We start from the raw sequence: 12,830 nt of genomic DNA on the forward strand, positions 1-12,830 counted from the left end.
CCGTCTACGCTCAGAGTCTCTATGGGAAAAGGACCCTTCCACCGTTTTTTCCCCCTCCTCCCCCCCTGTCTCCCCCTGTCCTCCCCTGTCGGCCGGGGAGCCGGAAGCGTTCCCGCTAGCGACCGCCCGCGGCCGGAAGCGGAACCGGGCCGGGGTCGGGCGTCGGGACCTCCGCGGCCGCGGGCGCGGGGGTCCGGCCGGTCGCCTCCGCGGCCTGCGGCCCCTCCGCCGCAGCCCCCTCTTCCGCTTCCGCTTCCGCCCTCACACCTGCTTCCGCTTCCGCCGCCGCGGGCCCGGGCTCGGGCCTGGGCTCGCGCTCGGCCTTGGGCTCGGGCTTGGCCTCGGCCTTGAGCTTGGCCTCGGCCTTGAGCTTGGCCTCGGCCTTGGGCTTCGAGGGCACCAGCGAGGTCACCGCCACCCCGCCGACCAGCAGTACGGCCGCCACCCAGCGCAGCCCGCTCACGCCCTCCCCCAGCACCAGGGCCGCCGAACTCATCCCGAAGACCGGCACCAGCAGCGAGAAGGGGGCCACCGAGGAGGCGGGATAGGTGCGCAGCAGGAACCCCCACGCCCCGAAGCCGAACACCGTGGTGATCCAGGCGAGGTACACGATGACGCCGACCCCGCTCCAGTCGAGCCCGCGCAGCGCCGCCAAGTCCCGCTCCGGCCCCTCCAGCAGGAGCGAGAGCCCCGCCAGCGGCAGCACCGGCACCACGCTCACCCACACCATGAAGTTCAGCGCGTCGGGCGGGGAGGCCTTGCGGGTCAGCACGTTGGAGACGCCCCAGCACGCTGCGGCCGCGATGACCATCGTGAAGCCCAGCACCGGCCCGGAGGCGCCCTCGTCCACGGCGGCCACGGCGATCCCCGCGAACGCCACGGCCATGCCCGCGATCCGCAGCAGGCCCGGCCGCTCCCCCAGCACGACGGCCGCGAACACGGCCGTGAACACCGCCTGCGCCTGGAGGACCAGCGAGGACAGCCCGGCCGGCATCCCGTTGTCCATCCCGGTGAACAGCAGCCCGAACTTCGCGATGCCGAGGACCACGCCGACCGCGATGATCCACTTCCAGGCCACTTTGGGCCGTCCGACGAAGAACACCGCCGGCAGGGCCGCGACCAGGAACCGCAGGGCGGACAGCAGCAGCGGAGGGAACGATCCGAGCCCGAACTCGATGACGACGAAGTTGAAACCCCAGACCGCGGCCACGAGGACCGCGAGGGCAGTGTGCATGGGTCGCATGGTCCGAGCATCGGCCCAGCAACCGTTTAGCACCAGCACAGATGTCTTCAGGGTCGGATGTAGCAATGCTTCATCCAGCGATCCGCGATGCCGCCGACGCGGGCCCGTCCCGATCCGAACGGCACGCCCTAAGCTGACCGGCATGCTCGACCTCTCCCGGCTGCGCGCCCTGCACGCCGTCTCCGTCCACGGCTCGGTCGGCGCCGCCGCGGCCGCCCTCGGGTACACCCCCTCCGCCGTCTCCCAGCAGATCGCCAAGCTGGAACGGGAGACCCGCACCACCCTCCTCGAACGCCACGGCCGCGGCGTCGCCCTCACCGAGGAGGCCAAACTGCTGGCCGCCACGGCCCAGCAGCTGATGGACATCTCCGAGCAGGCGGAAACCGCGCTGGAGGAGTCCCGCGGCCAGCCCATCGGCCGGCTGCGGGTCGCCGCCTTCGCCTCGGCCGCCCGAGGCCTGCTCCCCGGGGTCCTCGCGGACCTGGCCCACCGTCACCCGGCCCTGGAAGTACGGCTCACCGAGATCAACCCCCACCTGTCGATGGACCTGGTCTCGCGCGGAGTCACCGACCTTGCCGTGACCCACGACTGGGACATCGCCCCGCTGCCCGCTCCCGAAGGCGTGGAGCAGGCGGTGATCGGGGACGACCGCTGCGACCTCCTCGTCCCCGCCGGGCACCCCTTCACCTCGCGCGCCGTCATCCACCGCTCGGACCTGGGCGGGCAGCGCTGGGTCTGCCAGCCGCCCGGCCGGGTCTGCCACGACTGGCTGGTACGGACCCTGCGCACGGCCGGGTTCGAGCCCGACATCACGCACGTCGCCGAGGAGAACCACACCATCGTCTCGCTGGTCGCCGCCGGGCTCGGGGTGGCCGTCGTACCGCGGCTGGGCACCGGGACGCTGCCGCCCGGCGCGGTGGCCGTACCGCTGGAGCCGGGCCCCGTACGCCGGTTGTACGCCCTGTGGCGGACCGGGGCGGCCCGCCGGCCGGCGATCACCGAGGCCGTACGGACCCTGCGCGAGCACTGGCCCCTGGTCGCCCCCCGTCCGGGGGACTCCGCGAGTGTCCCCCGCTCCGGGGGCCCCGCCCCGCAGTAGGGTCCGGCGCGTGCCGAACCACGCCTCCCGCCGGACCCTGCTCACCGTGGCCGCCGTGGCCGCCGTCACCGCCGCGGGGGCCGCGTCCGCCGCGGTGGGCCCCGACCGGAACCCCGGCGGTCCCGCCCCCGACGACCCCCGGCCGGGCGACCGCGCACCGGCCCACAGCCCGGCCCCCCGGGTCCGGCCGCGCGAGACGATGGCGCGGATGAGCCTGGCCGAACTGGTCGGGCAGCTCTTCGTATCGCGGGCGTACGGGCACTCGGCCACCGATCCCGACTCCGATGACGCCGCCCAGAACCAGCGGCTGTTCGGGGTGCGCACCCCCGCCGAGCTGGTCGCCCGCTACCACCTCGGCGGGATCGTCTACTTCGGCTGGGCGCACAACACCCGTTCCCCGCGCCAGGTCGCCGAGCTGTCGGCCGGGCTCCAGCGCGCGGCCGCAGGCGCCGGTACGGGCATCCCGCTGCTGCTCTCCATCGACCAGGAGCACGGCGCCGTCGCCCGCGTGGGCCGGCCCGCGACCCTGCTCCCGGGGGCCATGGCGCTGGGAGCCCTGGCCCTGGGGACCGGCGGGTCCACCGCCGAGGCCCGCCGGGCCGCACGCATCGCGGGCACCGAGCTGGCGGCCATGGGCATCCGGCACAACTACAGCCCGGTGGCCGACGTGAACGTGGACCCCGCCAACCCGGTGATCGGCGTACGGTCCTTCGGTGCCGACCCGCAGGCCGTGGCGGCCCTGGTCGCCGCCCAGGTCCGCGGCTACCAGAGCGCCGGGGTGGCCGCCACGGCGAAGCACTTCCCGGGGCACGGGGACACCGGCACCGACAGCCACGTCGGGCTGCCGCTGATGACCCACACCCGCGCGCGGTGGGAGGAGCTGGACGAGCCGCCGTTCCGGGCGGCCGTGGAGGCGGGCGTGGACGTGGTGATGACCGCGCACATCGTCTTCCCCGCGCTCGACCCCTCGGGCGATCCGGCGACCCTCTCGCGGCCCATCGTCACCGGCATCCTGCGCGAACGCCTGGGCTTCGGCGGGGTGGTGGTCACCGACGCCCTCGACATGGCCGGGGTCCGCCAGAAGTACGGGGACGACCGGGTCCCGGTGCTGGCCCTGAAGGCGGGCTGCGACCAGCTGCTGAACCCGCCGGACCTGGGGCTGGCCGTGCGCAGCGTGCTGGCGGCCGTGGAGTCCGGCGAGCTGACGCGGGCCCGGATCGAGGAGTCGGTGCTGCGGATCCTGGAACTGAAGGCCCGCCGGGGCCTGTTCGAGGCCGCGGCGCCGGCCGTGGACGCGGCGCGGGCGATGGACGCGGTGGACGCCACGGTCGGCATCCCGGCGCACCTGGCGGCCGCCGGGGAGATCGCGGACCGTACGACGACCCTGCTGGCCAATCCGGTGAAGCTGCTGCCGCTGGATCCGGCGGACCGGCCGCTGCTCCTGGTCACCGGGACCGACCCGGTCTCCCCCACGGGTACGACGGGACCCCCTACGGCGGTACTGGCCCGGGAGCTGTCCGCGCTGGGCTGCCGGGCGACGGCCCTGCCGCCCGCGCGTGCGGTGGCGGCCGCCCCCGGCAACGCGGCCGTGCTCGTGTGCACGTACAACGTCCCCGAGGGCGAGAGCCCGCAGCGCGAGCTGGTCACCAAGCTGCTGGCCACCGGGGTTCCGGTGGTCCTGGTGGCGATCCGCAACCCCTACGACCCGGCCCGGCTGCCGGCCTGCGCGGCCGAACTGGCCACCTACACCTGGACGGACGTGGAGCTGCGCGCGGCGGCCCGGGTGATCACCGGGACCGTACGCCCCGCGGGGCGCCTGCCGGTCCCGGTGCCGGGCCGCTACCCGCTGGGCCACGGGCTGGCGTACGGGTAGTCCCCGTACCCCTCCCGCGGCCCCTTCACGGGTCCTGCTGCGGAGCTACCGGGCTACGGGCGCAGCATCGGCTCGCGCTCGATGTCGCGCTGGTCGAGCTGCGCGTCCGGCTTGGCCAGCGGTGCGACCTTCGCCGCACCGGTGGGCGAGGCGGCCGGGGCCACTCCGGCCCACTGCAGGATCTTCGCGGTGGCCAGCGCCTTCTCGCCCTCGGTGAGCTTGGCGACGTTGGCTCCGTGGTTGGCGCCGGGAGCGATCATCACGTAGCTGTCGCGGGCCCCGTAGCCGAGGTGGAACGGTTCGGCACCCCACGGGTCGTTCTGCCCGTTGATGAAGAGCATCTGGTTCGCGTTGTTCTTCACCCAGGTGTCGATGTCCCGCATGGCCGCCGGCTGGAAGGTCATCGGGATGTCGCGGGGCACGAAGTTGCGCGGCGGCTGGTAGCCGTAACGGCTCAGGTCACCGAGGTGGGGCTGCTTGATGTCGGGGGAACCGAGCTGGGTGCCCGCCTGGTAGTAGTACGGCGTGTACGTCTCCAGGCCCTGGTCGGCGTAGGCCGAGAAGCCGGAGATCGCGTCGATCGTGTCCCAGATCTCCTGGTCGGTCGCGGTGGCGGCGGCCGGGATGGAGGCGCAGTCGGCGAGCAGGCTGTACTGCCAGAAGGCCCACACGTAGTCGAGCACGACGGCCTCGTAGGCCTTGTCGAGGTTGCCGACGGTGGTGAAGGTCCAGCCGTTCTCGGCGGCGGCGGCCGCGTACTTGGCCTCCAGCGGGATCCGGCGCACGAGCGCCTCGCGCTGCACCGCGTTCAGCTTGTCGCGGCACTCCTTGGTGCCGACCTTGGCGAAGAACCGGTCGTAGGCCGAGTCCTCCTTGTTCACCACGTCGTTGGGGGCGACGTACGCGACGACGCCGTCCATGTCGCGCGGGTAGAAGCGCTCGAAGTAGGTGGCGGTCATGCCGCCCTTGCTGCCGCCCGTGGCCAGCCAGTTCTTCTTGTAGACCTTCTTCAGCGCGGTGAAGACCCGGTGCTGGTCACTGGCGGCCTGCCAGATGTCGAGGTTCGACCAGTTGGCCGGGTCGGGGCGGGACGGGGTGAAGAAACGGTACTCCAGCGACACCTGGTTGCCGTCGACTATGGTCGTCGGCTCACTGCGGCGCGGGTTGGTGTTGACGTTGTAGCCGGAGGTGAAGAACACCGTGGGCCGCGTGACGTCCTTGTGCAGCAGGGTCAGGCGCTGCTTGAAGGTGCCCTTCCACGGCGCGCGGTGATCGACCGGCTGCTCGTAGTTCAGTACGAAGAAGCGGTAGCCGGGGTACGGCTTCTCCTCGATCAGGGTCATCCCCGGGACGGCGAGGATCCGGTCCTTGATGTCTTCCGTGGCGGCCTTGGCATCCGTGGCGGTGGCATCCGTGACGGCGGACGGTTCCGCGGCGGTGGCCGCTTGCGCCGTGGTGCCGGCCGCCCCCGCGGTGCCGATCAGCACCGCGAGCGACAGCAGCCATCCGAGCTTCTTGCGCATTCACACTCCCCATGAGTTCACATCGGTCGCCGTGAACCTAGCCGGGGGAACATGCGGCTGAACAGACCTAGTTGGGCCGCTCCATCAGCAAAGGATCCAGCCGGAAGCAACGGATCCGGCTCCCACACTCCCCTTTACATACACGCAGCGGTTGATCGCGTGGACGCTGACGGGCCCGGCGTACCGGGTGAATTGCCCCGCGTCGCGCACCGGGTGGCCGCCGCGCGGCTGGATGCTCACCGACATCGACCGGCGCTGACCGGGCTCCCGGGCGACCGCCATCGCGCAGGCCCGGTCGCGGGTCTTGTAGACGCGCACCTCCCCCGTGGAGAACGGCAGCGTCCGCACCAGGTTCCCCGCGCACCCACCGGTCGCCGCCTGCGCCGGCTGCGCCGTCAGCAGTGCGGCCGCGCCCAGCCACAGCGACACCGTGACCACCACCGTGCGGGCGGCCCATCGCCCGTTCCGGTTCCGCGCTTTCAACACCCTGTCCCCCATCGGTCGTACGTACAACGTGCGTACGTTCGTACGACGCCGCACCCCCTCGAATGGTTGCGTGGAACAAAGATGTCAGCCCGCAGAGCCCGCCGCACCGGTCATTCTGTCGGGTTCGTCACGGAAACCACCCCGGGAACCGCCCCGTACGCCGCCCCGTGGTCGAAGACCGACTCCCGCGGCCGGACCAGGGTGGCGACGGCGATCGACTGGAGGTGGGTGGTGCGCACGGCGGGCAGGTTGGCCTCACCGAAGATTCCGCCCGTCGCTCCCGTGCCGCCGTTGTACGGGATCCCCGGCAGGCAGCCGATGTGCGAATCGTTGACCTTCAGCATGCCGCCGTTGACCACCTCCTCGCAGAAGCGCTCGACCACCCGCTCGTCCTGGGTCCACAGGGAGTTGCGCAGCCCGTAGCGGTTGGCGTTGAGGAAGCCGATGGCCTCCTCCAGCCGGACCGGCGCCTCGGGCACGACCACGCACAGCAGCGGGAAGAAGGTCTCCTCGCGGAAGGCGCGCAGCCGGGCGGCCTCGGCCAGCCCGTCCACCCGGACGACCGCCGGGCGGATGAACGGCCCCGCCGTCGCCGGCTCGTCGTCCACGTCCACGAACTCCCCGCCGCACAAAAGCTCCCCGCCGGCCGCCAGCACCTCGCCGAGGACCTCGGTGAACTCCGCCCGCTTGACCACCGGGCTCAGCACCGTGCGCGGATCCTCCGGCGGCCCGGGCCGGATCTCCCGCACCTGCTCCACCAGCTCCTTCAGCAGCCGGTCGGCCACCTCGGGGTGGACGATGGCGAACTTCGGGGTCATGCAGATCTGCCCGGAGCCGTAGTACCGCTCGCACAGGGCCCGCGCCGCGAGATCGGTCTCGGCGTCGTGCCACACCAGCACCCCGTCGTTGCCCGACAGTTCGAGTACGGGCTTCTTCCCCGCGGCCACGCACTCCCGCTCCAGCTTGAGCCCCTGCTCGGAGCCGCCGAAGAAGACCAGGTCGTCGCAGTCGGGGCTGTCCAGCCACTGGCGCACCACGGCGCGGGCGTGGGTGCAGAGCACGTTCAGGGTGCCGGGCGGGGCACCGAGCCGCTCCAGGAGCGGGGCCACGATCTCCCGGTAGACGAAGCCGACGCCCAGGGGGGCGGTGGGCGGCGCGTTGACGACCAGACTGTTGCCCGCGGCGAGCGCCAGCGCCCCGTAGAAGGAGTTGGAGGTCGGGGCGTTGCGCGGCGGGCTCAGGCACACCACCCCGTCGGGCTTGCGCACCATGCGGGTCCGGCGGCCGGCCGCGGTCCGCTCGGGCTCCCGCAGCCGCCCGGCGAAGTCGGCGACGGAGTCCGGGTGGAAGGAGGCGGCGACGGAGTCCAGCTCCCAGGCGGCCAGCCGTACGGGGTGGCCTTCGGCGACCAGCAGCCCGGCCAGCTCCTCGCGCCGCTCGACGACGGCCCGGTGGATTGCGTGGAGCAGCTCCATCCTGTCCGCGAGCGGGACCCCCGCCCATCCCGGCTGGGCCGCGCGGGCGGCGGCCAGGGCGCGCAGGCCCTGCTCGGGGGTGGACATGGCGACGCGGCCGGCCAGCAGCCGGTCGTCGTACGGCAGGTCCTCGCCGCGCTCCAGCCGGGCCTTGAGCCCGAGGACCTCGTACGGCTCACGCAGGAGTTGACCCACCCGCGGCCAGTAGATCCATCGGGTGCCGGGCTCCTCGGCGCCGTTGACCCATACCTCGTAAGAGTGCATCCACAACTTCCTAGCGGGATAACGGGAGTTCGTGATCACACAGGAGATTACGCTAGGTAAGCGAGAGACCTCGCACCGTAGCCGCGAAAGGCACTTGAAATGACGAACGACCTGCTCGACCGCAAGCTGGACCGCGCTTTCACCCACCTCGACGTCAACGAGGACCAGGTGATCGACGAGCACGACATCATCGGGCTCGGCTCCCGTCTGCTGTCGGCCCTCGGCGAGCCGGCGACCTCGCCCAAGGCGACCCGGGTGATGGGCGGGCTGGTCGACTTCTGGCAGGAGCTCTTCACCGAGCTCGACCTGGACCGGGACGGGAAGGTCACGCCCGAGGAGTACAAGCAGGGCATGACGCGCCTCTTCCAGGACGACCGCGCGGCGTACGACAAGTCGTTCCGGCCGATGGCGCACGCGATGCTCCTGGTCGTCGACAAGGACGACGACGGCCGGATCAGCCCCGAGGAGTTCCAGAAGGCCCAGACGGCCTTCGACACGAAGCTGAGCCAGGCGGACACGGACGCGCTCTTCGCCCGGATCGACGCCGACCACGACGGGTTCCTGTCCGTGGACGAACTCCTCGGCGCGGTGCGGGAGTACTACACCGGCACCGAGGAGGACGCCCCGGGCAACCTGCTCTTCGGCGAGCTCTAAGCCGTCCCTTTCCGATCGTGCCGGTCAGGCCCGCGTCATCCGGTGGAGACGACCCGGCCGCGGCACGACCGGGGAGCCGGCTCCTGTCAAGCCACGAGATGCCGGGCCGTGACCCCGCACGGGTGGCGGGGCGTACTGGGAAGGACAGCCCGGATCCTGTCTTCCGTGCTCCCGAGCATCCGCAATGGCAGTGCTTCGCCGCCCCCTGCGGGCCTCCCGGCGGGACGGTCGACGAGGTGTGGCCGTTCCACCCCCACCCGAGGGAGTAGGGCACGCCCGGCCAACGCGGCGTTCCGCCGGCGGCCTAAGCCGCGGCGGCCGGCTCGTCCTCACCCGCGAAGGTGCGCCACAGCTCGGCGTACCGGCCGCCGCGAGCCAGCAGTTCGGCGTGGGTGCCGTCCTCCGCGACCCGGCCGCGGTCCATGACCACGACCCGGTCGGCGCGCGCGGCGGTGGTCAGCCGGTGCGCCACGACCAGGGTGGTGCGCTTGCCCGCGAGCCGGTCGGTGGCCTGGTTGACCAGGGCCTCGGTGGCCAGGTCCAGGGCGGCCGTGGCCTCGTCGAGCAGCAGCACGTCGGGGTCGACGAGCTCGGCGCGGGCCAGCGCGATCAGCTGGCGCTGGCCGGCCGAGAGGTTGCGGCCGCGCTCGGTGACGGTGTGCAGGTAGCCGCCGTCCAGCGTGGCGATCATGGCGTGGGCCCCGACCGCGCGCGCGGCGGCCTCCACCTCCGAGTCGCTCGCCTCGGGCCGCCCGTAGGCGATGGCGTCGCGGACGGTCCCCGGGAAGAGGTACGGCTCCTGGGGGACGACGCCGAGGCGGTGGCGGTAGCCGGTCAGGTCCAGCTCGCGCAGGTCCACCCCGTCGGCGGTGACCCGGCCGGAGGTCGGATCGTAGAACCGGGCCACCATCTTGACCAGCGTGGACTTGCCGGCCCCGGTCTCGCCGACGAAGGCGACGGTCTGCCCGGCGGGGATGCGCAGGCTGATCCCGGTGAGCGCAGGCTCCTTCTCCCCGCGCTCCTCGGCCGTGCCGTACGAGAAGTCGACCCCCTCGAAGGCGATCTCGCCGCGCAGCTCGGGGACCGGGCGGGGGTCGGCCGGGCGGGGAGTGCTGGTGGGTTCGCGCAGCAGGCCCTGGATCCGGCCGAGGGAGACGGTGGCCTGCTGGTAGCCGTCGAAGACCTGGGAGAGCTGCTGGACGGGGGCGAAGAACAGGTCGATGTAGAGCAGGTACGCGACCAGCGCGCCGGTGGTGAGCGTGCCGGCCTCCACCCGGCCCGCGCCGACGATCAGCACGGCGGCGGCCGCCCCGGAGGACAGCAGCTGCACGAAGGGGAAGTACACGGATATCAGCCACTGGCCGCGGACCCGGGCCTCACGGTACGAGTCGCTGCGCTCGGCGAACCGGACGGCGCCTGCGCGCTGGCGGCGGAAGGCCTGGACGATGCGCAGTCCTGCCACGGACTCCTGGAGGTCGGCGTTGACCAGTCCGACCCGGTCGCGGGCGAGCTCGTAGGCGGCCACGGACTTCCGGCGGAAGAAGACGGTGCCGATGATCAGCAGGGGCAGCGTGGCGAAGACGATCAGCGCCAGCTCCACGTCCAGGACGAGCAGGGCGACGAGGATGCCGAAGAAGGTGAGGACGGAGACGACGGCGGTGACGAGCCCGGTCTGCAGGAAGCTGGACAGGGCGTCCACGTCGGTGGTCATCCGGGTCATGATCTTGCCGGTGAGCTCGCGCTCGTAGTAGTCGAGGCCGAGGCGCTGGAGCTGGGCGAAGATCTTGACGCGCAGGGCGTAGAGCACGCGCTCGCCGGTGCGGCCGGTCATCCGGGTCTCGGCGAACTGCGCGGCCCACTGGGCCAGGACCACGCCGAGCGCGAGGAGGGACGCCGCCCAGACGGCGCCGAGCGCGGCCGCTTCGACGCCCTGGTCGATGCCGTGGCGGATCAGGATGGGCAGGAGCAGTCCGGAGCCGGCGTCGAGGGCGACGAGGCCGAGGGACATCGCGAGCGGGATCCAGAAGCCGCGCAGCAGGCGGCCGAGGTTGTAGCTGTCCTCGGCGGACGCGGCGCGGGTCTCGTCCACGTCGGGGGTGTCGTCGGCGGGCGGCAGTGCGGCCACCTGCGCGAGCAGTTCCGGGGTGGCGGGCATCCCCGCGGCGGCGGTGGTCTTCTCCTCCGCCTCCTCCTGGCGCTGCCAGAGCTCGGGGGTGATCCCGCCGGCCACCCGGCGCTTGGCGTTGACGGGCTCGGAGTCGATCTCGGCTTCGAGCTCGATGTCCCGCTCGATGTCCCGCTCGAACGCCTCCATCCCGGGCGCCTCGGGCGTCCGCGGGGAGCCGGCGCCCAGCGCGTCGGGATCGGTGAGCAGCCGCCGGTACAGGGCGGAGCGGCGCTCCAGCTCCTCGTGCGTACCGACGTCGGAGAGCCGCCCGTGGTCCAGTACGGCGATCCGGTCGGCGAGCGCGAGCGTGGAGCGGCGGTGCGCGATGAGCAGGGTGGTGCGGCCGGCCATGACGGCGCGCAGTGCCTCGTGGATCTCGTGCTCGACGCGGGCGTCGACGGCGGAGGTGGCGTCGTCGAGGAGCAGCAGGCGGGGGTCGGTGAGGATGGCGCGGGCGAGCGCGATGCGCTGGCGCTGGCCGCCGGAGAGGGTCAGGCCCTGCTCGCCGACCTTGGTGTCGTACCCGGCCGGCAGGGCTTCGATGAACCCTTCGGCCTGGGCGGCGCGGGCGGCGGCGCGGACCTGTTCGTCGGTGGCGCCGGGGTGTCCGTAGGCGATGTTGGAGCGGATGGTGTCGGAGAAGAGGAACGAGTCCTCCGGCACGAGCCCGATGGCATCGCGCAGGGAGTCGTAGGTCAGCTCGCGCACGTCGTGGCCGCCGACGCGGACGGCGCCGCGGTCGGCGTCGTAGAAGCGCGGCAGCAGCAGCGACACGGTGGACTTCCCGCTGCCCGAGGAACCGACGAGGGCGACGGTCTCCCCTTCGGCGATCGACAGGCTGAACCCGTCGAGCACGGGCCGCTCGGGGTCGTAACCGAACCGCACGTCGTCGAACTCGACGGTGGCGGACGCGTCTGCGGGAAGCTCTCGCTCCCCCTCCTGGATCACCGGCTCGGTGTCGATGAGCTCGAAGACCCGCTCCGCGCCGGCGCGGGCCTGCTGGCCGACGGTGAGGACCATGGCGAGCATGCGGACGGGGCCGACGAGCTGGGCGAGGTAGGTGGAGAAGGCGACGAAGGTGCCGATGGTGACCTGCCCCTTGGTGGCCATCCAGCCGCCCAGCGCCAGCATGGCGACCTGGGCGAGGGCCGGTACGGCCTGCAGCGCCGGGGTGTAGCGGGAGTTCATCCGGATCCCGCGCAGCCGCCCGGCGAACAGCCGGCGGCCTGCTTCGCGGAGCTTGCCGGTCTCCTGCTCCTCCTGGCCGAAGCCCTTGACGACGCGGACGCCGGTGACGGCCCCGTCGACGACGGTGGCGACGGCGGCTGCCTGGCTCTGGGCGTACCAGGTGGCGGGGAAGAGCTTCTTGCGGCTGCGCTTGGCGATGAACCACAGGGCGGGAGCCATCAGCAGCGCGACCACGGTCAGCAGCGGCGAGAGCCACAGCATGATCCCGAGGGATATCCCGAAGAGCAGGAAGTTGCCGATGGTCATGGGCAGCATGAAGAGCAGCCCTTGGATCAGCTGGAGGTCGGTGGTCGCCCGCCCCACGACCTGCCCGGTGGACAGCTCGTCCTGGCGGCGGCCGTCGAGCCGGGCGATGGTGTCGTACATGTCGGTGCGCAGGTCGTGCTGCACGTCGAGGGCGAGCCGCCCGCCGTAGTACCTGCGGATGTAGGTCAGCACGTACACGATGACGGCGGCGCCGATGAGCATCAGCGCCCAGGGCGTCATGGGCTTGCTGTGGTCACCGATGACGTCGTCGAGGATCACCTTGGTGACGAGCGGCACGAGCGCCATGACGGCCATGCCGCCGAGCGAGGATCCGAGGGCCAGCAGCACGTTCGCCTTGTACCGCCAGGTGTAGGCGGCGAGCCGCCTCCCCCACCCCTGTTTGCTTCCAGCCGCCGATTCCGCCGTCGCCGTAGCCACGTACTGCCTCCCCGTTCGTCCTGCCCTACCGGAAGCGCCAACGCTCCGACCGGCGGATTTCATCCCGCCGCAACAATTCGAACTGGGTTGCGCGGGTTCCGCGCGCGGTGCTGG

General features: G+C 72.4%; 8 protein-coding genes. 3 read left to right on the forward strand and 5 right to left on the reverse strand.

Annotation, left to right across the window (positions count from 1 at the left end; translation table 11 throughout):
- Window positions 1–115 precede the first annotated feature (115 nt).
- Window positions 116–1,243, reverse strand: coding sequence for an EamA family transporter (locus tag ACFWBW_RS06600; RefSeq protein WP_385368998.1), 1,128 nt, complete (start codon window positions 1,241–1,243; stop codon window positions 116–118).
- Between the two features lie 142 nt (window positions 1,244–1,385).
- Here ACFWBW_RS06600 and ACFWBW_RS06605 point away from each other — a divergent pair, with 142 nt between their 5' ends.
- Both ACFWBW_RS06605 and ACFWBW_RS06610 read left to right on the forward strand, forming a co-directional pair.
- Window positions 1,386–2,342: a LysR family transcriptional regulator gene (locus tag ACFWBW_RS06605; RefSeq protein ID WP_385369000.1), complete on the forward strand. Its 957-nt coding sequence runs from the start codon at window positions 1,386–1,388 to the stop codon at window positions 2,340–2,342.
- 10 nt (window positions 2,343–2,352) lie between these two features.
- Window positions 2,353–4,215 (forward strand): glycoside hydrolase family 3 protein, encoded by a 1,863-nt coding sequence (locus tag ACFWBW_RS06610; protein ID WP_385369002.1) that lies wholly within the window; start codon window positions 2,353–2,355, stop codon window positions 4,213–4,215.
- 53 nt (window positions 4,216–4,268) lie between these two features.
- Here the strand turns inward: ACFWBW_RS06610 and ACFWBW_RS06615 are convergent, their stop codons facing one another.
- The 3 genes from ACFWBW_RS06615 to ACFWBW_RS06625 form a co-directional block, all read right to left on the reverse strand.
- Complete coding sequence (locus ACFWBW_RS06615; protein ID WP_385369004.1) at window positions 4,269–5,738, reverse strand: S28 family serine protease; 1,470 nt, start codon at window positions 5,736–5,738, stop codon at window positions 4,269–4,271.
- Between the two features lie 84 nt (window positions 5,739–5,822).
- Window positions 5,823–6,224: a hypothetical protein gene (locus tag ACFWBW_RS06620; RefSeq protein ID WP_385369006.1), complete on the reverse strand. Its 402-nt coding sequence runs from the start codon at window positions 6,222–6,224 to the stop codon at window positions 5,823–5,825.
- A gap of 110 nt (window positions 6,225–6,334) precedes the next feature.
- Window positions 6,335–7,963 carry an aldehyde dehydrogenase family protein gene (locus ACFWBW_RS06625; protein WP_385369008.1) on the reverse strand — a complete coding sequence of 543 codons (1,629 nt, stop codon included), beginning with the start codon at window positions 7,961–7,963 and terminating at the stop codon, window positions 6,335–6,337.
- 99 nt (window positions 7,964–8,062) lie between these two features.
- Between ACFWBW_RS06625 and ACFWBW_RS06630 the strand changes: the two genes are divergently transcribed.
- On the forward strand, window positions 8,063–8,617 hold the full coding sequence (locus ACFWBW_RS06630; RefSeq protein WP_385369010.1) for an EF-hand domain-containing protein: 555 nt from the start codon (window positions 8,063–8,065) through the stop codon (window positions 8,615–8,617).
- 304 nt (window positions 8,618–8,921) lie between these two features.
- Here ACFWBW_RS06630 and ACFWBW_RS06635 read toward each other — a convergent pair whose 3' ends face one another.
- On the reverse strand, window positions 8,922–12,779 hold the full coding sequence (locus tag ACFWBW_RS06635; protein WP_385369012.1) for an ABC transporter ATP-binding protein: 3,858 nt from the start codon (window positions 12,777–12,779) through the stop codon (window positions 8,922–8,924).
- Window positions 12,780–12,830: the final 51 nt, after the last annotated feature.

It is taken from the genome of Streptomyces sp. NPDC059957, from assembly GCF_042730015.1.
In the GTDB taxonomy this organism is placed as follows: domain Bacteria; phylum Actinomycetota; class Actinomycetes; order Streptomycetales; family Streptomycetaceae; genus Streptomyces.